Annotated in this window: 23 protein-coding genes and 1 pseudogene; 7 read left to right on the top strand and 17 right to left on the bottom strand. The window is 39.5% G+C overall.

The window, feature by feature from the left end; all coding sequences use genetic code 11:
• The first annotated feature begins 37 nt into the window (after window positions 1-37).
• Genes SACI_RS09855 through SACI_RS09845 form a run of 3 tightly spaced genes read left to right on the top strand, consistent with a single transcriptional unit; the run spans window position 38 to window position 2968 of the window.
• Window positions 38-352 carry a hypothetical protein gene (locus SACI_RS09855; protein ID WP_230937917.1) on the top strand — a complete coding sequence of 105 codons (315 nt, stop codon included), beginning with the start codon at window positions 38-40 and terminating at the stop codon, window positions 350-352.
• 4 nt (window positions 353-356) lie between these two features.
• Entirely contained in the window at window positions 357-1433 is a 1077-nt protein-coding gene (locus SACI_RS09850) for a DUF917 domain-containing protein (RefSeq protein WP_011278835.1), read from the top strand.
• Window positions 1424-2968, top strand: coding sequence for a hydantoinase/oxoprolinase N-terminal domain-containing protein (locus tag SACI_RS09845; RefSeq protein ID WP_011278834.1), 1545 nt, complete (start codon window positions 1424-1426; stop codon window positions 2966-2968). The genes SACI_RS09850 and SACI_RS09845 overlap by 10 nt, the downstream gene beginning before the upstream one ends.
• Here SACI_RS09845 and SACI_RS09840 read toward each other — a convergent pair.
• The 3 genes from SACI_RS09840 to glpK all read right to left on the bottom strand — a co-directional run bounded on the left by SACI_RS09840 (window position 2957) and on the right by glpK (window position 6542).
• On the bottom strand, window positions 2957-4000 hold the full coding sequence (locus SACI_RS09840) for a DUF917 domain-containing protein (protein WP_011278833.1): 1044 nt from the start codon (window positions 3998-4000) through the stop codon (window positions 2957-2959). The genes SACI_RS09845 and SACI_RS09840 overlap by 12 nt on opposite strands.
• Window positions 4001-4160: 160 nt before the next feature.
• A complete protein-coding gene (locus SACI_RS09835) occupies window positions 4161-5042 on the bottom strand; it encodes an aquaporin (RefSeq protein WP_011278832.1) in 882 nt (293 codons plus the stop codon).
• Between the two features lie 6 nt (window positions 5043-5048).
• Window positions 5049-6542 carry a glycerol kinase GlpK gene (gene glpK, locus SACI_RS09830; protein ID WP_011278831.1) on the bottom strand — a complete coding sequence of 498 codons (1494 nt, stop codon included), beginning with the start codon at window positions 6540-6542 and terminating at the stop codon, window positions 5049-5051.
• Between the two features lie 243 nt (window positions 6543-6785).
• Here glpK and SACI_RS09825 point away from each other — a divergent pair, with 243 nt between their 5' ends.
• Both SACI_RS09825 and SACI_RS09820 read left to right on the top strand, forming a co-directional pair.
• Window positions 6786-8081, top strand: a complete 1296-nt coding sequence (locus SACI_RS09825) for an FAD-dependent oxidoreductase (protein ID WP_011278830.1) — start codon at window positions 6786-6788, stop codon at window positions 8079-8081.
• A gap of 1 nt (window position 8082) precedes the next feature.
• Entirely contained in the window at window positions 8083-8529 is a 447-nt protein-coding gene (locus SACI_RS09820; RefSeq protein WP_011278829.1) for an SRPBCC family protein, read from the top strand.
• Here the strand turns inward: SACI_RS09820 and SACI_RS12390 are convergent.
• The 3 genes and pseudogenes from SACI_RS12390 to SACI_RS09810 all read right to left on the bottom strand — a co-directional run.
• Window positions 8522-8955 (bottom strand): annotated as a pseudogene (locus tag SACI_RS12390) (long-chain fatty acid--CoA ligase); the annotation flags it as partial. The gene SACI_RS09820 and the pseudogene SACI_RS12390 overlap by 8 nt on opposite strands.
• 20 nt (window positions 8956-8975) lie before the next feature.
• Entirely contained in the window at window positions 8976-9377 is a 402-nt protein-coding gene (locus SACI_RS09815) for a PIN domain-containing protein (protein WP_011278828.1), read from the bottom strand.
• Window positions 9349-9600: a hypothetical protein gene (locus tag SACI_RS09810; protein ID WP_011278827.1), complete on the bottom strand. Its 252-nt coding sequence runs from the start codon at window positions 9598-9600 to the stop codon at window positions 9349-9351. Before SACI_RS09810 ends, SACI_RS09815 begins: the two co-directional genes overlap by 29 nt.
• 582 nt (window positions 9601-10182) lie before the next feature.
• On the opposite strand from SACI_RS09810, the gene SACI_RS09805 reads away from it, so the two are divergent.
• A complete protein-coding gene (locus tag SACI_RS09805) occupies window positions 10183-11250 on the top strand; it encodes a HoxN/HupN/NixA family nickel/cobalt transporter (RefSeq protein ID WP_011278826.1) in 1068 nt (355 codons plus the stop codon).
• Between the two features lie 104 nt (window positions 11251-11354).
• On the opposite strand, the gene SACI_RS09800 is transcribed toward SACI_RS09805, so the two are convergent.
• The 3 genes from SACI_RS09800 to SACI_RS09790 all read right to left on the bottom strand — a co-directional run bounded on the left by SACI_RS09800 (window position 11355) and on the right by SACI_RS09790 (window position 15297).
• The gene (locus SACI_RS09800; RefSeq protein ID WP_011278825.1) at window positions 11355-12278 is read right to left on the bottom strand and encodes a glycosyltransferase family A protein; all 924 of its coding nucleotides are present in this window, start codon (window positions 12276-12278) and stop codon (window positions 11355-11357) included.
• A gap of 458 nt (window positions 12279-12736) precedes the next feature.
• Window positions 12737-13999 carry a tetratricopeptide repeat protein gene (locus tag SACI_RS09795; RefSeq protein WP_015385760.1) on the bottom strand — a complete coding sequence of 421 codons (1263 nt, stop codon included), beginning with the start codon at window positions 13997-13999 and terminating at the stop codon, window positions 12737-12739.
• Between the two features lie 215 nt (window positions 14000-14214).
• Window positions 14215-15297 (bottom strand): AAA family ATPase, encoded by a 1083-nt coding sequence (locus SACI_RS09790; protein ID WP_011278823.1) that lies wholly within the window; start codon window positions 15295-15297, stop codon window positions 14215-14217.
• Window positions 15298-15755: 458 nt separating this feature from the next.
• On the opposite strand from SACI_RS09790, the gene SACI_RS09785 reads away from it, so the two are divergent.
• Window positions 15756-16229 (top strand): hypothetical protein, encoded by a 474-nt coding sequence (locus tag SACI_RS09785; RefSeq protein WP_011278822.1) that lies wholly within the window; start codon window positions 15756-15758, stop codon window positions 16227-16229.
• Between the two features lie 228 nt (window positions 16230-16457).
• On the opposite strand, the gene SACI_RS09780 is transcribed toward SACI_RS09785, so the two are convergent.
• From SACI_RS09780 to sixA, 8 genes are all read right to left on the bottom strand, one after another.
• On the bottom strand, window positions 16458-17681 hold the full coding sequence (locus SACI_RS09780; RefSeq protein WP_048054436.1) for an RNA-guided endonuclease InsQ/TnpB family protein: 1224 nt from the start codon (window positions 17679-17681) through the stop codon (window positions 16458-16460).
• Window positions 17682-17703: 22 nt separating this feature from the next.
• Entirely contained in the window at window positions 17704-18333 is a 630-nt protein-coding gene (locus tag SACI_RS09775) for an IS607 family transposase (RefSeq protein ID WP_011278820.1), read from the bottom strand.
• Between the two features lie 10 nt (window positions 18334-18343).
• Window positions 18344-18700 carry a hypothetical protein gene (locus tag SACI_RS09770; protein WP_015385759.1) on the bottom strand — a complete coding sequence of 119 codons (357 nt, stop codon included), beginning with the start codon at window positions 18698-18700 and terminating at the stop codon, window positions 18344-18346.
• Window positions 18701-19041: 341 nt separating this feature from the next.
• Window positions 19042-19662, bottom strand: coding sequence for a hypothetical protein (locus tag SACI_RS09765; RefSeq protein ID WP_011278819.1), 621 nt, complete (start codon window positions 19660-19662; stop codon window positions 19042-19044).
• Window positions 19652-20284 (bottom strand): dTMP kinase, encoded by a 633-nt coding sequence (locus SACI_RS09760; RefSeq protein ID WP_011278818.1) that lies wholly within the window; start codon window positions 20282-20284, stop codon window positions 19652-19654. The genes SACI_RS09765 and SACI_RS09760 overlap by 11 nt, the downstream gene beginning before the upstream one ends.
• Window positions 20263-20904 (bottom strand): dTMP kinase, encoded by a 642-nt coding sequence (gene tmk, locus SACI_RS09755; protein WP_011278817.1) that lies wholly within the window; start codon window positions 20902-20904, stop codon window positions 20263-20265. The genes SACI_RS09760 and tmk overlap by 22 nt, the downstream gene beginning before the upstream one ends.
• Complete coding sequence (locus SACI_RS09750) at window positions 20901-22136, bottom strand: Ppx/GppA phosphatase family protein (RefSeq protein WP_011278816.1); 1236 nt, start codon at window positions 22134-22136, stop codon at window positions 20901-20903. The genes tmk and SACI_RS09750 overlap by 4 nt, the downstream gene beginning before the upstream one ends.
• Window positions 22137-22613: a phosphohistidine phosphatase SixA gene (gene sixA / locus SACI_RS09745; RefSeq protein ID WP_011278815.1), complete on the bottom strand. Its 477-nt coding sequence runs from the start codon at window positions 22611-22613 to the stop codon at window positions 22137-22139.
• Window positions 22614-22628 lie beyond the last annotated feature (15 nt).

Genomic DNA, 22628 nt, shown 5'->3' with positions numbered 1-22628 from the left:
AAATTTCTTAATAAGCATAGCATACATTAGCCTATATATGGCAGATGTGGCTTATTTTGTCAAAATTTATAATTTAACATATGGAGTTTTGATTCTATTTTTATGTATTTGGGATGCTATAAGATATCTCAGAAACAATAACATAGAGGATAGGACAAGAGCCGGAGTTCAATTTTCATGGCTAATAGTTTCCTTCGCACTTGGTTACATCTCAATAATTTATGCTCCAATACTATATACAACAATTTTCATAGTGGCTATAGAAAGCTTAATGTCAATAATTCAAGCAATATGGGGAGCATCGTTATTATATCTCGCATATAAAAAAGGATATTCAATAATAAAGGTGTAAATTGATGGAAACATATACTATAAGGTCTTCGGACGTAAATAATTTGGTGACTGGCGCTGCTTTCTTAGGTACTGGAGGGGGAGGAGATCCATACATAGGAGGCTTAATGCTCAAGAGAGCTATAGAGAGAAGGGGACCAGTAGAAGTGATAAGAAATGCCAAAAGTAATAACGCCCAAGTGGTCGGAAGTGCTATGATGGGTGCTCCAATAGTTATGATAGAGAAGATACCGAGCGGAGATGAGGCTAATAAAGCACTAAAAATATACTCAGAAATTACGGGTAGAAAAGTTGAATACATTACTCCTTTGGAAATAGGTGGGGTGAATTCAACTATTCCTCTTATAGTTGCTTCAGCTTTAGGCTTACCAGTATTGGATGGAGATGGTATGGGAAGAGCGTTTCCAGAACTCCAGATGACTACGTTTTATTTTTATGGAGTAGATCCATCTCCAGTAATAGTTCTAGATGAGAGGGGAAACGTTTCGGTAGTAGAAGGAATAGATGGTGTATGGGCTGAAAAAATAGCTAGGGTTATCACTCTGAGATATGGCGGAGCAGCATATATATCCCTCTATGGAACCACGTTAAACATGTATAATAAAACGGCAGTCTTAGATACGTTATCTTTAGCGCTACATATAGGTGAATTGTTAAATCAGATTAAGTTCAATGAAGTATTAGATTACTTAAAAGCTAAAATATTGTTTAAGGGAAAGGTTATTGACGTTATCAGAAGAATAGAGAAGGGATTTTCGAGAGGGTTTGTTGTAATAGAAGGAATGGAGGAGTATTCTAATAAATCCTTAAAAATAGATTTTCAGAATGAGTTCTTGATTGCAACTCTTGAAGATAATGTGCTAGTTTCAGTTCCAGATCTGATAACTGTTTTAGACATGTTTACCTTTAAACCAATAACAACTGATAGGATCAAATACGGTCAGAAAGTCTTGATAATAGGAATTCCCGCTCATGAAAGGCTCAGAACAAAAGAGGCATTAAAATATATAGGACCTAGAGTTTTTGGTTACAACATAGATTATGAACCAATAGAGAAGAGGAATGATGTAACATGGCTATAAAAATTGGTGTAGATATAGGTAGTACGCACACTGACGCAGTAGCACTAGAAGGAAGAAACTTAATATATGCTACAAAAGTAGAAACCACACCAGATCTAACAGAGGGATTACTTAACGCTATAACTGAGGTTATAAAAAACCTTGGTGAGAGGAAAAATGAAATTAAAGCTTTAATGATAGGGACTACTCATGGATTAAATGCGATACATCAAGCTAAAAGGCTAAATAGAGTAGCTGTCATTAGGATAGGATTACCTGCTGGAGAGGGCGTTCCTCCTCTTATGGAGTGGCCAGAAGGGCTCAGATCCTTTGTTACTAGCGTGCATTTAGTAAGAGGAGGACATGAATATACTGGAGAAGAGATACTACCTCTCGATGAAAACAAGATATATCAAATAGCTAGTGAGATAAATGGAAAAGTTGATAGTGTAGCGATAACATCAATATTTTCCATAGTTAATCCAGAGCACGAGAACAGAGTTAAGGATATTTTATTAAAGGAAGGAATAAGCGTACCAATAACGTTGTCACATCAAATAGGAGGTATTGGCCTTATAGAAAGGGAAAATGCTACAATACTTAACTCATTAATCCTAAACATTTTTAATAATTTAATACAAATTTTACAATCTCTTCTTCATAAGCTCGGTTTAGAAAATGTAGAACTTTATTTTGCTCAGAATGATGGTACTATCGCTTCTGCACAATTCATTAAAAAGTTTCCCATATTCACAGTAGCAGGACCAGTTTCAAATAGTATAAGAGGAGCTCATTTACTAACGGGAATAACAGACGCTATTGTTATGGATATCGGAGGCACAACAACCAATGTTGGAGTTCTGTATAAGGGATATCCAAGGGAATCAGCAAGTCCAGTTGAGATAGCCGGAATAAGAACGAATTTTAGAATGCCAGACATATACACTTTAGCATTAGGTGGAGGGACAATTATAAGAGGAGAAGAAATAGGGCCAGAGAGCGTGGGTTTCATGCTTACCAAAAGAGGATTATCTTGGGGAGGAGATACTTTTACTACTACTGACGTTTCAATGGTGGTTAAGGGAATCAAGATTGAGGGATCTAACCCAGAACTTGTAAGAAATAAATACTTAGATGGATACCTTAAAAAGATTTACAATAAAATGGTAGAATCCTGGGAGAACGCCATAGACATTATGAAAACTTCTAAGGAAGACGTTATAGTGATAGGAGTAGGAGGAGGAAGCATTATGCTGCCGGAAATTTTGAAAGGCTCTTCTAAGTTGGTAATTCCTAAAAATGCCCAGTATGCTAATGCTATTGGATGTACACTAACTAAAGTTGGGGCTACGATAGAGAGAACCTTCTCATATGAACAGACAAATAGAGATATTGCAATTAAATCACTAATAGAGGAAGCTAAGAAGACTGCGATATCGGCTGGGGCTATTGAAACATCGATAGAAGTTAGGGAAATTGAGGAGTTGCAAATGCCATATTTACCGGGTAATGCCATAAAGGTAAGCGTGAAGGTTGTGGGAGAATTAAAGATTTAATAATTTTTTATACTCATTTAATATATTTTTTGAAATTATCTCTTCTCCTCCTATTTCTCTCCATTTTGGTGAAACGGGAATTCCGATAACTCTAACCCTAATACCGTATTTAATCATATCTGACGTAATTATTTTATTTCTATAATCTACAAGATTTATTATATTTGGTGCAATTGAAACAATATTATTATTGACTTCAAATAATAAGTATTCATTCTTAACGTATAACTTAGCAATGTAATCCTTGTATTCCTCTAAACCTTGAATCGTTACTATAGCTGAGTTGAAACCTGGCAAATTAGTTCTTCTTACATCTATAACTTTTCCATGAAAGAGAATCCTACCCTTAACATAATCTAACATGGAATCCAGTCCTTCATTATTCAGTATTTTACCGATATCTATGCTAAGCGAAATACTCCCTAGTATTGCACTTTTAATATAACTCTCTCCATTCATAGGATAAATAGCAATATAACCTCTTCCTCCAAATCTAACAGTTATACTTCTAGCGATTTTTTCAGCATAGTAGTTATCAACAGAGTCTAAAATTACTTGATTACCCCTCTCATCTACTATGCACATTGGCGTAGCATTTATACCGATAAAATGCGAAGTAGTCATATAAAGTTCTGGAAAAGCTCTTCCCTCCAAATCACCATCAACTAAGGGCTTATTGGCGAATAACGAGGCAATAAATGGTACCACAGAGTTTATACCACCTATTTCTATTGATGTTATCCTGGATGCTTCTCTCTTGAGAAATTTAGATAAACATTCATAGGCTTTAAAATATTCTGTACCAGCTGGTATTTTTTCTATACCTACCAATGGAGATCCCATACCTCCTACTCCAATAATGAAATCATTATCAGCTATTTCCTGTTCATAATATAGCTCGTCTTTATTGAGTTCTTTCATTTTCGTCTTTAATATTTCATATCCTAGAAACGGATTACCTCCTCCTCCGGAGCCTAAAACTGAACTACCTATCGCTAAATGATATATATCTCTCTCAGAAACCCTATACATTATATTGACCAAATTAGAATTACAAAACTTATTTAAAAAGTTATCTAAAATATAGAGTATTTTGGTCTATGTGTCTATCGACGTTTATAGTTTTCAACCTTAAGGAAATTGTAAAAAGTCTTTAGTGGAGACACCTGTTGGAGTAAAATAAAAAACTATTTTATTTTTTATTATTGCTTTTTAGATATTTAAGATATGGCTTCAATACGTAATCCCAGAACAGAGCACCTAAGATGCCTCCTATAAAATCTGGGATACCATAGACGAAGAAATACTGCCCTCTAAAGTTGAACGCTCCAGTTCTATACCCAAATAAGTAAAGGGCTAGCATTGGTCCCCAGCTTCTGGCCTCATTTATCATACCCCCCGTTAGTTGAGCCTCAAACAATAAGAATGGCATCACATAACCTATACCAATAGCCCATGGAGCTAAGCTTTGATTGAAAAACGGTGAATCAGTGTCAGTAACCGCTAAGACTATCAATAAGAGTAAGAAAGTCATCAGCAATTCAGCGAAAGCACCTATCCATAACGGAAATACTTGATTAACTTCAGAAAACAGTGAAGTCCCGCTCGCTGAATTTGGTAGCAGTAATTCTTTAGGCCAATATTGACCCCAGAAGGATGGATTTGGATATTCTGTAAAAAACGATGCTCCTACTTGGGCATATAAAGTGGGTGGAGGATCCATTTTAGTAATAATGCTACCCCACCAGGCTAGTAATATTCCTGCTGCAGCAGCTGCTCCTAACGTTTGGAACAATATATAGGGAATTACATCTCTCCACTTCATCCTTTTTGTAACTGCGAAAGCTAACGTAACGTTTGGATTTATATGAGCTCCACTTATTGGACCTACAGCGTAAATTGCTAAGACAACTCCGAATCCCCATGATATCATAATAAATCCATAACCCGGTGATGTACCGTTAGTTACTAAGGACGCTACTACTGCACCATCACCGAAGAGCATTAAGATAAAGGTACCCACAAATTCAGCAAAATACCTCCACAAACTATCCCTTACAACTTCCGATGCCATTTTGTCTCAACCCCCAATAGTCTTAGCCCAACCTAAGGCTCTTCTCACTGCTTCTTTCCATCCTGAATATAATTTTTCCCTATATTCATCATCCATCTTAGGTTCAAATACCTGGTCAATTTTCCACTTCTGTTTTAACTCATCCATAGAGTTCCAATACCCTACACTTAAGCCTGCTAGCATCGCAACTCCCATCGAAGTCGTTTCCATAATCTTCGGTCTTACTACTTTCATTTTAAGTATGTCAGCTTGAAATTGCATTAGTAAGTCGTTCTTTGAGGCACCACCATCTACCTTAAGTGCGTCTATCTTTATCCCAGAGTCCCTCTGCATTATTCCTAACACATCCATTGTCTGATATGCCATCGATTCTAATATCGCTCTAGCAATGTGAGCCTTAGTAGTACCCCTAGTTATTCCTATTATTAGTCCCCTTGCGTAAGGGTCCCAGTATGGTGCTCCTAATCCCGTAAATGCAGGGACGAAATACACCCCACCATTATCTGGAACGCTACCGGCTAAAGGTTCTATTTCATCAGATACATCTATAGCTCTAAGACCATCTCTGAACCATTGAACAGCTGCCCCAGTGATGAATATACTGCCCTCTAAAGCATATGTGATTCCTTTACCTACCCCCCATGCTATAGTTGTTAGCAGATCGTTAGAGGAAACTAAGTTACTCCCTGTATTAAGTAAAATGAAACTACCAGTACCATATGTGCATTTCACATCTCCTTGGTTGAATGCTATTTGACCAAACAACGCAGCCTGTTGGTCTCCAGCGTCTCCTGATATAGGTATAGAAGAATTAAGAATCTCAGCGTAACCATAAATCTCGCTTGAAGGCTTTACATCAGGTAAAATAGCCTCGGGTATGTTAAGTATTTCCAATATTTCTCTGTCCCACTCTAATTTTCTTATATTAAATAGCATAGTCCTAGACGCGTTTGAATAATCAGTTACATGAGCTTTACCGTTAGTTAATTTCCATATTAAGTAAGTATCTATAGTTCCAAACTTTATTTCCCCTTTTTCTGCCTTCTCTCTAGCATTAGGTATATTATCTAAAATCCACTTTATCTTAGATGCACTAAAGTATGGGTCTGGCACTAAACCTGTCCTATCCTTTATCAACCTCAAATAGTTAGCTTTAAGGTAATCAGTTATTGGGGCAGTTCTCCTATCTTGCCAAACAATAGCATTATATATCGGTTTCCCCGTTCTAGTATCCCACATCACTGTAGTCTCTCTTTGATTCGTTATACCTATACTCAAAATATTGTTTCGATCTATCTTAGCTTTCTCTAATGCTTTATTTATAGCTAACAACTGAGCTTGCCATATTTCCTCAGGACTATGCTCTACATAACCCGGTTGAGGATAGTATTGAGTAAACTCGTTTTGCCCTATTCCTAGAATGTTTAATTCCTTGTCAAAAACGATAGCTCTCGCACTAGTAGTTCCCTCGTCTATGGCTATCACGTATTTTTCAGCCATAGCATTTTATCCATTTCTATTTTCATATAAAAATTTTTCGTAAAAAATATAATTTATAATTATTTGATGTTTACTCTTTATTACTTCTTACTATTATATTATAGTAATTCTAAACCGGCTCCCTGCAACATTTAAATTTCATAGTAGAAAAATCATAGATTGTGAAATTCAGTATGAAAAGTGGAAACAATAAACATAGCTGCTGGCAATAAAATTTAAATGTAAAATATAAATTAGTTTTTTATGGAAATAAAAACAAGCGTTCTAGTAATAGGTGGGGGAGCCAATGGTCTATTTACTGCCTTAGACTTGGCTTTAAGAGGTATTGATGTAACTCTGGTTGAAAGGAGAGACATTGGATCTGGAACTTCTGGTAGGTTCCATGGACTTTTACATAGTGGTGCTAGGTACGCCGTAACAGATCCTGAGTCAGCAAAGGAGTGCATTCAAGAAAACAATATAATTTCGAAAATAGCTCCTCACGCTATAAGAGATACAGGGGGGTTATTTTTAGGTATTACTAAAGAAGACCTGGAATTTTTAGATAAGTTTCTTTCTTCCCTAAAGAAATTAGGGATAGAGCATAAGATAGTTGATAATAATCAAGTCTTACAAGAAGAACCTTATGTGAATAAAGACTTAAAAATAGCTATTTGGGTTCCGGATAAGGTAGTATATGGTTATGATCTTTTATCAAGCATAGCCGTAACGGGGTCACTAAACAAGGCTAGAATTATGACGTACAATGAGGTAACAGAATTTATTAGGGATGGAAATTCGATAAAAGGTGTAAAGGTTTTCGATAAAATTACTAATCAAATGAACCTAATAAAAAGTGATATAATAATAAATACCTCGGGACCTTGGGCGTTTAAAATCATTACAATGGCAGGATTAGAAGAGATTCCCATATTGCCTACAGCTGGAATAATGGCAGTGTTTGGAAAAAAGGTTAATAACGCAGTGCTAAACAGACTTAGGCCACCTTCTGATGGAGATATAATAGTACCATATCAAGATACTTCAATATTGGGTACTACGGCAACTATAATTGAAGACCCAGATAATTTTACTATATCAGATGAAGACGTGAAGATGTTAATTAAAGAAGGATCTCAATTAGTGCCTGAATTATCTAAAACGAGAGTTATTAGAACCTACGCTTCTGTTAGACCTTTAATGAGAACTAGTGAGGACGGTAGAAAAGCCAGTAGAGATTTCACAATATTAGATCATGAAAGAGAAGATGGGGTATCTGGTCTAATATCTATAATAGGAGGTAAGTTTACCACTTCAAGATTAGTAGGGGAAAAGGTTGGAGATTTGGTTAGTGAGAAATTGGGAGTAAGAGCAAAGAGCAAAACTAAGGAGACTAAACTCATCTCTCCCAGTGAAATAGATTTTGAAAAATATTTGGAAAAAATTGGAATATCAAAAATATTTTTAAAAAGTGTAATGGAGAGAAGAGGATCATTAGATGAAGAGAGATATAAAACTGTTTTATATCTTCTGTTATCATTAATTGCAAGAGGGAGATGAAATGGAGATCAGCGGAGAGTTTGTGGTAAACATGGTAAAGGCAAAAGTATCGGAATTTTTCACAGAACCAAAAATGTTTACAGAATGTCTACCTAGCTTACAAGGTTACGAGATTAAGGGAGACAATGAGATAAGTGCAACTTTTAAGATAGATGTCAGTGGCTTTAATATTCCGCATATGTCTACAATTACAGCCAATATAAATGCAAAAATAATCAAAGATAATGAGAAAATTGAGATAGTCGGCAATGGAAGATCGGCAGGGGTTAGCGTAAAGATTAACATTTCGCTTAACCTATATGAAATGCAAAAATCCACAAAAGTAATTTGGAGTGCTAAAATGGATATGGGGCTTTTAACTAAATTATTAGGAGAAAATAGTATAAGAAAAATAGCTGAGTCTAACGTTAATTACATAATTAACTGTATACGTTCTAGAGTTACCTAGCCCTTTCTTTCTCTTGTAACATCCTCAATAATATTTTTCCAGAACTACTCTTACGAAGATATTTAACGAATTCCATGATTCTAGGGTAGATACTACACGAGCTTCCAACACAGTTGGATGTTGATACAATTTATTTTCAACCTTGGTGGGCCATACTTTATACCCTTCTTTATTTATCATCCTCTTTATTCTATCTCAATAAAGAAGTAACCTTTGTCATCAATATAACCTAAATCCCCAAGCTCTGAAATATTCAATGGTATTAATTTTGACGAATAATTTTCGGCTCTCCTCTTCTTTATTCCTATATACTTTAAGTAAACTAGGGCATTCGACCACTATCTCGCATTCTCTATTCAGAGGTAATACCTCACCAATGGAAGGGTCTATTATTACGACATCAACACCAAAATGTTGTATTCCAATTATTGCATTATATACAAAAATTAGTCTAGTCTGTCTACAACAATAACTCCTGCAATCTTACCCAATTCCTTTACGTCTCTATCGAGGGAAATTATAGGCAAATTCAGTCTTTTGGCAACGCTAACAATTATGGCGTCATTTATCTCTTTTAAACTTAAACTTATGGCCTCTTTTATGTCTTCCTTCTTTACTCCTACTAAAATACTGTTCTTGAGTATTTCGTCGACCTTACTCCTTATATCTTCGTCTCTAATCTTCAATCTCCTTGAAACTAGAATAAACTCAACCAGTATATTTGGTAGTATTAACATTCTGTCTAATGAATTCAACAACTTCCTGCTAACATCATGATACTGTGAGTCTTCAATAAAGTCAAATATTAAGACATTCGTGTCAACTATCGCTAATTTCCTCTTCAGCAATCCTATCGATCTCCTCTGGACTTAATGTCTCTGCTCCAGGGACTCTTACACTGACCTTCATTGAAACCCTATTACTCCGCACTTTTCTTCTCCTTGAGAGCTCTTTTCTCAGCAGTTCATTTACAACTCTTGAGATGTTCTTAGTGTTACCATATTTCTTTACTGACAGGTTCACTATAGCCTCATAAACGTCATCATCAAAAGTAACTACTGTTTTTCTCATACTTAGATTCTTAGATATTCAGATATTTAAATATACTACTGACCTCCTCCCTAAGTGATCCCCCATCGGTTCGGGTCTATATCCCTCATACAGCGGGGTGTTAAGAGGCTCAGAGAACACCTCCCCTACAAATTCACAACTGTAATCATATCTCTGTCACCCTGATAACCACAGTTTCCACATTTATGGTGCTTGAGACACCTCTCTCATCTCTTTATTACACTTAATGAAACACGTTGAAGAATACTTGTGGTCAACAAAGACAACTTTCAGACCGTACTTCATAGACTCGACCCAGCACTGTATCCTATGGTACTGTATTTAGTACGACTTGTCACTAAAACCTGTTGGTAGTTTCTCAACCCTGTTTATCACGTTGTTCAAGTCCTCCAGCAAGATAGTATTAACACGTAGTGATTTAGTCACATTAACGACCCACTTACCAACCTTCTTGGCTGAGTCCTCCAGTATACTCCTAGCCCTCCTGTAGAGGTGTCTATCCTTTCAACGACCAATTACCTTCGACACTTTACTTCCCCAATTCAACATAAAAATATATATTGGATAGGCTATCCATACCTCATGCAAAACAAAAATACCCCCTTCCTCAAGCTGTCCCTCTTCTTCATATTAGAGCTCGTCATAACTACTGTGCTCTTCATATGGCTAGATACCCTATCATCGTTTTTCAACAGTAGCATAGTCTTCAGAGGTTCCTCAACGACCTTATTTGCCCTAGGTGTCTTAGCTTACGTGTTTGGTCTAAGACACGCAGTCGATGCAGACCACTTGGCAGCCATTGACAACACAACAAGGAAACTGGTGCAAGAGAACAAACCCTCTACCTTTACAGGTCTATTCTTCTCGTTGGGACACTCAACGATAGTTATTGTCTTGTCCCTCGTGATCATGCTATCTAGTAGGCTGTTGGACAACATAAGCTCTATTCAGAGCATTAGCTCCACCCTAAGCACTTTAATAAGTGGATTTTTCCTTTACATCATAGGTTTTCTTAACTTCCTGGTTGTGTTAGAGATTTACGGGATCTTTAAACAGGTTAAAAGCGGTAAATTAGATGAGGGAAAACTGAACGAGGTCTTACTCAGAAGAGGGTTCATGAACAGATTTTTCGGCAAACTATTCAAGATTGTGGACAGCCAGTACCACCTTTATGTTATAGGTTTCCTATTCGGTCTAGGCTTTGACACAGCAACAGAGACAGCCCTACTAGCGATAAGCGCGAGCTCTGCAGTACTTTTCTCCAAAGTCCCTTTGTGGTACCTCTTAGTCTATCCTCTCCTCTTCACTGCTGGAATGACACTTGTGGATACTACAGATGGGCTCTTCATGAACGGTGCTTATAAGTGGGCTTTCCTAGGAAATCCCCTACGAAAGGTGTGGTATAACCTTAGTATGACGCTTATCTCCATCATTGTAGCCTTTCTTGTGGGTACCCTGGAGATACTCGGACTACTACAGTCAGAGTTTAACTTCAGCGGACCTTTCTGGAGTCTAATAGACACAATCAACTCCGACGTCTGGTGGGAAAATGTAGGAATTATAATAATTGGGTCATTCGCATTAGCCTGGATATTCTCTTTTCTTCTATACAAAGTTAAGATACAGAGGTATGAGTACAGACCAGGTTAATAGCACTACACTCAGTGTAATGCGGTATTGTGAGATAGCCTGTTGAGTTACTAGATGGAATAGCAGTGGATCAAACCCAGGTTAAACGATCACGGATACACTCCTTAGTGATTGTGGTGTTTTTCACCCTCCTCTTTCAATCTCAGGTAGATACTCCTCAGCTCCTCCCTGAAACTGTGGGGGTCCATATTGTGGAGTATCCCCTTTAGTGCTAAATCTAAACCAGTTTTAGCCTCTCCCTGAACTCTCCTGGAGAAATCCTCCAGTAGTCTACTGTCTATCTTTAAGAAGAAGTTCACAGCATATGGAAAGGTGTGCTTTTCCACTGCTAGGTATTTGGTCAACCACTCTTGGTCTGTCCTGGAGAGTGACTCCTCACCAGTGTGAACTACTTTACCCCTGTTGAAGATCGCTGAATGGTATCCCCTCTTTATCCCCTCGATAGCAATAAGACTCTCGTTATAGCTTCCCCTAATGCTGTATTCAGGCACACTCAGGTTACTGTACACTTCCTTTTTGATGCTCATGTTAACCCCTGCTATGGCTAAGGTCTTCTCTAGGTCTTTTGAGTCATGGGGTCTCCTGTCAACTGAGAGACCTGTCTTGGTTAAGTATCCCACGTAGTCCTTAAACCTGTGGTCATATTCCTCCATGTAGACTGTGTCCTTGAACAGTTGAAACGTAAAGTTGGGGTAGTTTATCCACTTCTTACCCTCCACTACTCCTGAAGCTACACCTATTTTCTCATTCCTCTCATGAAATGAGACGTGGTCTTGGATCCACGTGTCAGAGGGTATAGCGTCATCATCAGTTATGAGAAGGATTGAGGAGTGGGACTCCCTAAATATGATGTTTATTGCCTCCTCGTAATACCCGTCCTTTTGCTCTATTGCCCTGTTATAGTCCTTCGTCTTCACCTCTCCCTTGTACACCAGTAGTATTTCTACGTCCTTCCATGTCTTCAATTTTCTCAGCAGGGGGTAAAGGGAATCTCTTCCTAAAGTTGGAATACCTACAGTAACGTCCAATAAAAATCATTTTAATTTTGTGGCTTCACTATTTTTATATTTAAATATAAATATGAGGAGAAGAGTTTTCATGTGTCGAATTTAAAAATTATTATTCAAATTGTGAACCTTTGATAAAAACTGAGGAGAAGAAGGACTTTCATGGAAATGTAATTTAGTATCTTTCTTTAGTTATGTTAGTCAGGTAAGGGAGGGAGGTTATCGTGGGATTTAGTTAGACGGAGTTTATATTTCTCTATATAAGTAATTATTAAACTCACGTGGTTGAGTTTTACTAACACCTTTCTTACCTTATTTCTAACTCTTTAACCGATTAAAGTAATATATAATTATTTACAATTTATATCGTATTTATGTAGAAAATTATTATTAATTCATGAAACTTACTCGCAAGAGACTCTTAGACTAAATAGCGTAATAAGAAAATTTTCCAACGTCCTGTTATACACGGGGATACGTCATTTCCTCTTTCCCCTCATTTTACGCAGAGCCTCTAAGGTCTTCTCTACCTCATCTCTGGATATCTTATATTGCTGGTTATCTGGGTTGAGCTTAATTGCTTCATCCAATTCCACAATAGCCTCCTCATACTTACCCAGTGTCTTTAACACTACACCCTTCTGGTAGTGGGGCAGAGGGTCATTGGGGTTAAGTGATATCGCCTTGTCGTACTCCTTTATTGCCTTGTCATATTTCCACAGAGCCTTTAATGCGTTACCCTTGTAATAATAGTATTGGGGGTTTTGTGGATCAAGCTTTACAGCCTTATCAAACTCCTCCACAGCGTCCTCATACATCATAACGTGGAAAAGAGCCAGTCCTAACTGGTAATGGTACTCAGGGTTATTCGGGTTTAGCCTGACGCTCTCCTCTAGTTCCATTACAGCCTTCTCGTATTTTCCCAACTCGTAATAGAGGACTCCCTTCCTGAAGTGGTACTCAGGGTTATTCGGGCTCAGCTTTATCGCATTATCATAGTCCTTGAGGACGTCGTCATACCTCTTTAGCTCCTTTAATATTAACCCCTTCTGATGATAATATTCAGCCACCTGAGGGTTGAGGGATATAGCCTTGTCCAATTGGTCAAGGGCTTCTTTCAATTTGCCCATGGATTTCAGGAGAAGAGCTTTCCTAAAATAGTAAGTGGAATTCTTGGGGTTTAGCCTGATGGCAGTATCTACTTCAGCAATTGCGTCAACATACTTCTCCTGGTCCTGAAGGATAATAGCCTTCCTGTAGTAGTACTCAGGGTTCCTGGGGTTTAACTTAATTGCGTCTTGATACTCCAGCAAAGCCTCGTACTGTCTACCTAAAATTTCTAACGCCAAGCCTTTCTGATAGTGGTACTCAGGGTTCTTAGGGTCTATTTTTATAGCCTCATCAAACTCCAGGATCGCCCTCTCATACAAATCTGATATACCTGCGTTAACACTCCCACTCCGTTGTAGAGCTATTAAGGACAGGGCTTTGTAGTAATGACTGTCTGCGTGGAAGGGGTTAAGCCTGATAGCCTCATCGAACTCCCTGATAGCCTCACTGTAATTATTCAGGTTAAAGTAAGCGAGACCTCTGTTAAAGTGATAAAGGTAACCCTGATCCTGGGAGGGGTTTTGTTCACCCATCTCGTCATAATTTTTGGAAGTTTCATTAGTATTCATTTCTCTAATATAATAGTGTTCAAGAATTAAAAATGTTCTTGAGAGGACTAGCGGTTTAGGCAATGGGTTTCACCACACTGTAATATTGATAAAGCGTATAGTGATCCGAGTGACTGTTGGTTACACGTTATTTTGTACAAATACTCACGTGAAAATTGGTATTAGATTCGCTCTTTACTAGAGCTCCTTGGAACTGATCTCTTCAAAAGGAGTGAGACGTGGCAATTTGTTCAAATAAAATGGAAGAAAATTCGTTGAGGAGCTACACGCTCTTTTACTCAAACCCTAAACACTCTACCTATAAGCTTTTCAGCAGGACAATATTCATTTTTCTCCTCGTCCTTTACTATCCAGGATGAGTCCATCAGGTTGTTAAGGTAGTTATAGATCTCTGAGTCGCTAATCTCTCTACCCTCATGAATCTCCACAGCGGTCTTTATCTCGCTCCATCTACTACAGCCATTCGCTATTCTCTTCATTATTACCATATACCTCTCCTTAGCTATTAGCCTCTTAGAGAGGAAATTGTTGAACTCCTCCATCACCAACCCTTTAGCCCTCTCAAGCGTTCTGTCCATACTCTCCTCTAAGTTCCTTGTCTGGATAAAGTAGTAGCCAAAATACGTTAACCAGCCTGGTATTCCTCCCAGCTCTTCATAAACCCTTTCATATTCCCTAAACTCAACATTCACCTCCTTAAAGCCTCTCCTCAGAAACTCTATGCTCTTCTCGTGGTCAAAGGGTCTAAGTTCGACCTCATTCATTGCCCTCCCAAATAGTGGTGACTTTGGGTTTTCAACTCCCAAAAACCTGTAGAGTAACCTCATCTCACTTCCACTCATTATTATTCTCACCTTTTTGAGGTTATCAAATGTATAAGCCAATGGGTAAAGTAAGTTTACTCCCCTGAGGTTTATCAGGTCTTGGGCTTCATCAAAGGCTATAATGACCCTGTCCTTTGACCAATCATTTAGTGTTTCCAACAAGTCACTGAAGTTTAACCTATTTTTTACTCCCCAGTTAAACCTCACCTCGTTTCCTGCTATACTTACCCCTTTAACTCCCTTTAAGAAGTCTACTAGTGACGGGAACTTCCTTGTGAGTTTTTTCACTTCTCTCTCCAACTCAAGTAGGAGGTCTTTAAAGGAGATGTATGCCCTGTCCTCGAATTTCCTCAGGTCTAAGTATATGTATGGCAAAGATAACTCGTTAAGTGCTATCTTTATGATAGAGGATTTACCTGTTCTCCTGAGTCCTAAAACTAGTGTAATTGGTGAGGAAAGTGATCTGACCCTGTTTATCTCCTCATCTCTATTAAAGAAGTCCTCCCTGTTGTCCTTTGGAGTTGGGTCGAAAAGCAACTTCTACCCCTAGAAGTAACTTCTACCCCTAGAAGTTAATAAATTTTGGTGACAGTTTTAACTATTCACAGTAACACCTACGAGAGGAAAGTGTTGTAATTCCATCCTCCAATACTACGAATCCCTATGAAGACCATAAGTAAACCTGTCCAGTCACTTCTCAGTTAATTAAGGTAAGCTTTTCCTCCTGCTTTCTAGAAAGAATTAGAGTAAAATTTTGCTTTTCGTATATTCTTCTTTGACAACAGGAAAGTTAAACAATTTAGTTCTAGGTGAGACAAAACAGACACCTTTCATAGATTATCACCAATAAGGCTCGTTTAACGCAGTACTTTAAGGAACTGTTAAGTGAGCTGTATCTTTAAAGATAGACAATATCCCAAAGGAATTATTAGATCCCTTTATTGGGGGGATAATTTAGGTAAGACTTAAATAAATAATCACCATATTAAATATATGTGGAGGGGAAATATACAGGAACCGAGATCATTGAGAGAGCTAGAAGGACATCACTAATTTTCTCTCTAGTTAACCTTTTGTTAGGAACAATTTTAGTCCTAACTGATCCTCTCTATATGGTAGGGTACATAAACAGGGTATTTGTTGGCATAATGGACATCATATGGGTGGGGTATGTAGAGTATAAATATATTAAAGCTTACAGAGTGCTTAACAATGTAGAGGGACTAGGTTATAGATCTCTAAGATATTATGTGAGACTAATGTTAAGGACAGCTTACCTAATTCCCTATGTCATGTTTATTTTAGTCATTCTAATATTTACACTGTATACCTTCATCCATATCCTAGGAGTATCTAAGACACTATCCTATATTCTCGTTATACCTATGATAGGTGCTGGAGTAATAGGTGGTTTTAAGATCCACAGGTACATCGAGAGTCTTGTGAATACTCTCGGTGGAAGTGACTAGTCTCAATTGGAGACTCTATAGATAGAGACCCTGAGAATTAAACTCTCTTTAGTGGGCATTCTAATATCTGATAGGACTTGAGATAAAAGAAGGTTGTTTTATCTGAAAGATATTATGAGACTTTTAACTTACACTCTAGAACTCATTACATTCCATTTAAACCTGTCAATTGTCTGGGCTAAATCTCTTACCCCTATGACGTCCCTTATGAGCAATTCCCGTTTGTCCCTACACTGTCATTCCCATCATTCTATTGACATTCAAGGTCAAGTGTAGGGACTTAGCCCTCAACCACTCACCTAATCTTACGGTGAGTGGGTCATGGGACTCCTTCGAGCCCAACGGCATTGGGCTCACATAACCAGCCTTCTTTAAGAGGTTGTATAACGCTACTACATCCCTATGCCACTCCTCTCTACCCTTCTCACACATGCCCACCCTTGGAGCAGAGCTCCCATCGGGTGGGTAAATGATTTTACACTCATGTATTGGACAAACAGAGGAAGTATAAGCAGGGTTAACTAGTAAAACAGGTACACCAAACTCCTTAGCCTTCTCTACGATAGCATTTTTCAGAGATGCAAAAGCAGACTTGTAAATCCTGTCCCTCAGCTGTTTGTCCTTAATGTCTTGAACCATCTTCTCTGGAGTATTTTTAGGTAAGTCTTCTAGCACTATACCCTTACCCTCTCTCAAAGCCTCAGTGACAATCAGCTTAGCCAACTTTCTACGAATGTCCAATTTCTTAAACCTCTCTTTCAAGCTCTTCAAAGCCCTCTTAACATCCCTATCCTTCGTAGACCTACCCTCACTAATCCTCTTCCTCTTGTAAGCATAACCTAAAGTAATCTTCTTAACACTAGTCTCTACCAGTAAAGGTTTGCCGTCTAGCAGTAAGGAAACATTGTCCTCGTTTAAGTCAACTGGTATGAAGCCCTTGACGTCGTAAGGCTTTGGTAATGGTTTCTTAAAGACTGGGTAAAGCTTAACCACGTTTCCTTTACACAGTTTGAAAGAGGACTCGCTAGCTAGAGCCCAACCTTTATTGTAGTACTTCCAGAACAGTTTAGTGAAGAATGGCTTTAATGACACCCAACCCTTTCTTGTAGCAATCCTAACTTCGCCTAGGGAAAACCTCCACAAGTGGTCGTCTAGGTGGACAGTAACATTTCTAAGTTCAGGCTTGTCAGTGTACGTTTTTCCTTCCTTTTTCCTCCTCATAAAGCTCTTTAACCTAGCACTAGCGTCTTCACAAGCTGTGTAGATGTAATGAGATGGTAGAGAGGGGTGTCTAGCCCTTTCTTGCCTATAGATACCGGCCTTAAGCCTTGTAAACGACTTTATGTTATTCCTTAAACCGTAATCTATGGCGTCCTCAAGTATTTGCTTATACTCCTCCTCAACCTCCTTGAGCCTTGTATAAACTTCTGAGTTGACTTTAAGGCTTAACATTACAGTCCTAACTAGGTGATCATCACTTTTCACTTAACTCACCTATCAACTTTTTTACACCTTCTCTCAGCAACGTCTTCTTATGACTCCTTATACCGTAAAGTTTACCAGCAAAGCTTGTAACTATTGATAACAAGTCCTCTACAAGCTCTTGGTACGCATCCTTTGGCTCTTCACCCAGTACGACTTCTACCCTAACACCAAACTGTTGGAAGAAGTACTCTAGGTACTCGAACCCAAACCTAGTAAGCCTATCCTTGTAAGTTATAACTACAACATCAACCTTTCCTTCTTTGACTAGCTGGAAGAGTTTTAACAAGTTCTTCCTCTTAGTGTTTAAACCACTTGATATGTCACTTAATGTATCGACTACCTTATATCCCTTTGCCAAGCAATAGTTTGTCAGGTATTCTATCTGCCTATCTAAATCACTTTTTTGGTCTGATGATGATACCCTAGCGTAAATGACTGCTCTAACTTCGTTAGTTATCTTATTCTTTAAAATCCTCTCGACTTCACTGTAAGGTATCCTATAAATACCACCCTCAGTCTTAACAGCCTTTATCTTACCTTGATCAATCCACCTCAACAAAGTCCTATAACTTATGCCTAGAGTTTGGCAGACTTCCTTAGGTCTCAGTAGTTTTTCCACGAGTAATGTTTCAATAAATGACTATAAAAAGATTTTTGTGACAATGAAAAAGTATACAGCCCTCTTTCCACACTATCTTTATGTCTCCTGTCCCGTCTTTACCGCTCATCACCTTCACACCTTCGATCTCTAGGAGAGGTATCTTAGCATCATTGTACTTTAACCCCTTCTCGCTCACAATCACGTAATCACCACTATATCTAAATATAAATATCCACGGAACTAGCTCTACCACAATCACGAGAGGTAAGAGGGATTTGAAGGTTATTACAAGATAACCCGTGATGAATAGGGTCATTACGTAGTTTATGAGGTACAATGTATGCAATTTCTTACCTTTTGTCGTAAAGAATTGAGCCCTTGGCATCTAACAACCTATTAATTATATTATTTGTTCCTGTTAATTAAAATTTTTACCATTCAGCAGATGATCCAGTTCACTTAGGATTAGCCCTGTTTATGTCAAGGGAGAGTGGCTCTAGGACTGACCCTATTGGTACATGCTTAATATGTTGTGCATTAAATTCATGAGAGGTGTGTATAAGAATCAGTCTAACTGCTTCAAATTTTTCCACACTACGTCCGATGTGAACAAAAAAGTATCCTAGTTTACACGGGCGATATCAAAACGTAAAAGTATGATGACATGACTGTAACCTCAGACTAATTTTTCTCTTCTAACCTCTTTAGCCACTACACTCCAATTGGTCATACTTTCAAGTGCTTAAAGTTAGTCAGTCTCAGTTTCTCCACGATCTCCTCCAAAGCTCTTTCCTTAAGCTCCTTCACCCTCTCCTCATTAAACCCACCATCTTTTCCTAAACATACGGTGTCAAACAGATATCTGTCCCTCATACTTCCCATTTCCTGGGATATGTCCTTCAACACATCTGAGCTCAGGTCAAGGCTCTCCACTAGGAACCTCACTTCCCTCACTATCTTCCTAATAGAGTGAAACTCCACCTCCTCCTTCAACCTCCTGTAGTCGTTGTAGATCCTCTCCGCAACTAGGAGTCTGCTACCGTAAAGTCTTGGGAGCAGGTACTTCCTCATGACTTGAAACATACTCACAGTCTCCCTAGCTAGCTTGTCTCTGCTATCACTCCTGACACAGGCTAAGATGTCCATGTCCCTTATTTTCCCAAGCCTCTTCATCAACTTACTCGCCCTTAACACGCACTCAGGGTTGTTATGTAACTTATACGTTGTCCTGGCTATGGTCAAGTACTTTCTGAGCTCCACCCTAGCGTCGTGTATATCCTCCTGAGATATACCTGTTATGAGGAGGAACTTAATGAGGTGGGCGTTGGCATACCTTTCAGGCGTCAATTTTCAGCTCCTCCCTCACTAACCTCTCTATCTCCCTGTTAACTTCATTCACGTTGTTTTTAGTAACTAGGACATTTGGGGAGATCGACTTCAAGTGACTCTGAAACTCCTTCACGTATTTCTTATACGCCAAAAACGTGTCTTCCTTCACGTTGAGGTCAACGCTCTCACTCAGCGGGTCAAGAAACCCCTTCCTCTTTATGATCCTCCTCATTATCTCTGTGGGGGGCGATATCAGGGAAATTGAGAGAGACGCCTTAGGCAGCATGGAGAGTACCCCCTCGACCCACTCCCTCTCCAGTCTCCTGGTCAGAGCCCAAGCCTCCAGTGTCAGGACATAACCATCAGCTATGACAATAAAACCTGAGTCCAGTGAGGGCTTCACTAAATTCTCCGTCTGGTCTGCTAGGTCAGTTACATAGGCTAAGAACAGTGTCCTCCTCTGGAACACAATGTCCCTCTTCACACTGGCAATAGCGTCCGCCATGAGCTTTGACGACTGTATACCTATAGTTGTAACCACATATCCCCTGTCCTCCAGGTAGTCCCTCAAGCTCTGAACGTGGGTGGTCTTACCTGAACTCATTATACCCTCTATTGCTATAATCCTTCCCTTCTCCATAACTCCATCACCTTACCTCTTATCTCACTCTGTACTTGTCTTGGGTCCTTTGTGCCGTCAACAACAACAAAGTTGTTCTCCTCAGCTATCCTGTCGTAGACTTCTATGATAGACGACTGGTACTTTATGAAGCCCTCCTCAGGGGTAAGGTTAGGGAATACATCAGCCCCAGCCTCTGTTGGCTTGATCTGTCTCCTTGAGCTCTTCAACCTCTTCAGTGCCACCTCAGATGGAACCCTTATGTAAAAAGTGATGTCAGGTTTGACAGCAAAGGAGTATAGCTTCTTGACCCACTCGATGTCGACCCCCCTCACACTGTCCCTTGCATAGGCAGTGTATATGTACCTGTCAGCTATTACAACAAACCCACACTTTAACATTGGTAGTATGTACTTCTCATACCTGTCGGCAAAGTCAGTCGCGTGGATTAGGCTAAATGTCAGTGGGGTCAGTAAGTTCTTCTTCTTAGCCTCCTTTATGATGTCGTGGATCCACTCAGATGAGTTCCACTCGGTTATGAAGGTATACCTCCTCTTTGACAACCAGCTCTTGAGGAGGGAAGCCTGACTTGACTTACCCGAACCGTCTATCCCCTCAAAGGCTATGAGAATACCCTTCATAGCACACCAGCCACTGACGACTCTACTACCCTCCTTATCTCCTTCCCCTTCTTCAGGACTTCAGACTTGTTTGTGACACTCTTCAGTGAGCCTAAACTCTTTTTCTTCAACTCCCCAGTGGAGGCTTTACACAGGAGGGACATCATGACCATCTCACTTGCAGTAAACCCGGGCACCACAGCGTACTTAGTGAATTTGTGGCACATCTCGTATGGGTCCAGAAACCCTGTCATCCTCATTATACCTGATATGTACGACGCCACCTTCATGTACTGGTCATTGAAGTAGTTGTATAACTCCCACGGCGGGTCAACATTAAACCAGTAGGCTATTGACTCCAACCACCTCTCCCTGGGGTTGTCAAAGACTCTCTCCATTAGTACACCTTCCCTCAGACCAAAGGAGGAGATCATGATGGTCGGACTGTCCAACGCGTTACCTAACTCCTCAATGACAACTGAGGCTGTGTGCACTGTGTATGACCTCTCCTTACCTATCCCAGGTAAGTTCTCCCTCTCCTCAGGGTCGAGGTTCATTAACACCTTGGAGTACTTGCCTATCTGTTTTGTCTTTATCACGTAACCGTGGATGGACTTAAGTGGAAAGGCTGAAACTCTAGCGTCCATCTTCGCTATTGCCCTTATATTCCCCCCTGAACCGACAAGCACTCCCTTTATGGGTTTTAACACCGAGAGCTCACTCCTTATCCTCTTTCTCAACTCACTCTCGTCTTTCAGCTCTCTAGCTAACTTCAGTGCCCCAAGGTCAAAGTGGTAGACCTCCTTAACTTGCCTAGAGTCAAAGTAGACCACTTCAAGTGACCCTCCTCCAAGGTCAAACATTGCCCCTGAGTCCACAGGGAGAGTGTTCAGTACACCTACGGCAGACATCTCCCCCTCTTCTTCCCCTGTGAGGACTCTCATTTTAACCCCAATAATCTCTGACAGTAGTTCAGCCACCTGGTTGCCGTTGGAGGCATACCTGAAAGCACTTGTCCCCACTAGTTTTACGTCCTTTATACCCTTCTTGTTGAGTATTGCCCTAAATGACTTGAAGACCTTCTCAGCTTCGTTTACCCTGTCAGGGGAAATGGGGGAGCCCTCCTTCACCCCCTCTCCAAGTCTCAAGAAAGACTTCTGGGAGCCTAAAATCCTGAAAGTCTGGTTTGGGAAAAGGTCGTAAATACACAGCCTTGTGGAGTTGTAACCCGTGTCTATTACCGCATATCGCATTCACATCAACTTCATTACCTTCTGGTTAAGTAGTAACTTCAACTGCCCTTTACCCTCCTTGGAGTCGTACTCCACAACGGCAAGGGCACCCTTCTTCATCTCAACATTACCCCCACACAGGCTCTTTATCAAGTGGGAGAGAAAAGGCTCATGTCCCACAACTAGGATACTTATGTTGTCCAGGTCTTTCAGCCTGTTTATGAACTCAATTGGGTCCCTGTCAGGGTTGAGCTCATTAAGGGTCTCTATCTTGCCCTGGTCCTCCCCTAACTCGTCTAATATGACTTCGGCACTCTGGTAAGCCCTCATCAAAGTACTGGTCAGATACCTGTCAATTGTGTAGTCCATCTGGTCAAGTAATGACGCAACTCTCTTCATCTGCTTTATACCCTTCTTTATGAGTTTCCTGTCCTTATCGTCGGTACCGTCTACCTGGGGCTCAGCCTCCCCGTGCCTAACTATGATTAAATTTATCATAATGTATAATTGTTC

The organism is Sulfolobus acidocaldarius DSM 639 (genome assembly GCF_000012285.1).
In the GTDB taxonomy this organism is placed as follows: domain Archaea; phylum Thermoproteota; class Thermoprotei_A; order Sulfolobales; family Sulfolobaceae; genus Sulfolobus; species Sulfolobus acidocaldarius.
The sequence above is the reverse complement of the archived record's forward strand: the minus strand, read 5'-3'. Positions and strand labels throughout refer to the sequence as shown.

Excerpts from the sequence above, each read along its gene's own strand:
- SACI_RS09750 (WP_011278816.1), bottom strand. The coding sequence starts at position 22,136 with ATGCGATATGCGGTAATAGACACGGGTTACAACTCCACAAGGCTGTGT.
- glpK (WP_011278831.1), bottom strand. The coding sequence starts at position 6,542 with ATGGCTGAAAAATACGTGATAGCCATAGACGAGGGAACTACTAGTGCG.
- sixA (WP_011278815.1), bottom strand. The coding sequence starts at position 22,613 with ATGATAAATTTAATCATAGTTAGGCACGGGGAGGCTGAGCCCCAGGTA.
- SACI_RS09805 (WP_011278826.1), top strand. The coding sequence starts at position 10,183 with ATGCAAAACAAAAATACCCCCTTCCTCAAGCTGTCCCTCTTCTTCATA.
- SACI_RS09835 (WP_011278832.1), bottom strand. The coding sequence starts at position 5,042 with ATGGCATCGGAAGTTGTAAGGGATAGTTTGTGGAGGTATTTTGCTGAA.
- SACI_RS09820 (WP_011278829.1), top strand. The coding sequence starts at position 8,083 with ATGGAGATCAGCGGAGAGTTTGTGGTAAACATGGTAAAGGCAAAAGTA.
- SACI_RS09770 (WP_015385759.1), bottom strand. The coding sequence starts at position 18,700 with ATGCCAAGGGCTCAATTCTTTACGACAAAAGGTAAGAAATTGCATACA.
- SACI_RS09810 (WP_011278827.1), bottom strand. The coding sequence starts at position 9,600 with ATGAGAAAAACAGTAGTTACTTTTGATGATGACGTTTATGAGGCTATA.
- SACI_RS09760 (WP_011278818.1), bottom strand. The coding sequence starts at position 20,284 with ATGGAGAAGGGAAGGATTATAGCAATAGAGGGTATAATGAGTTCAGGT.
- SACI_RS09825 (WP_011278830.1), top strand. The coding sequence starts at position 6,786 with ATGGAAATAAAAACAAGCGTTCTAGTAATAGGTGGGGGAGCCAATGGT.
- SACI_RS09780 (WP_048054436.1), bottom strand. The coding sequence starts at position 17,681 with ATGTTAAGCCTTAAAGTCAACTCAGAAGTTTATACAAGGCTCAAGGAG.
- SACI_RS09855 (WP_230937917.1), top strand. The coding sequence starts at position 38 with ATGGCAGATGTGGCTTATTTTGTCAAAATTTATAATTTAACATATGGA.
- SACI_RS09840 (WP_011278833.1), bottom strand. The coding sequence starts at position 4,000 with ATGTATAGGGTTTCTGAGAGAGATATATATCATTTAGCGATAGGTAGT.
- SACI_RS09845 (WP_011278834.1), top strand. The coding sequence starts at position 1,424 with ATGGCTATAAAAATTGGTGTAGATATAGGTAGTACGCACACTGACGCA.
- tmk (WP_011278817.1), bottom strand. The coding sequence starts at position 20,904 with ATGAAGGGTATTCTCATAGCCTTTGAGGGGATAGACGGTTCGGGTAAG.
- SACI_RS09850 (WP_011278835.1), top strand. The coding sequence starts at position 357 with ATGGAAACATATACTATAAGGTCTTCGGACGTAAATAATTTGGTGACT.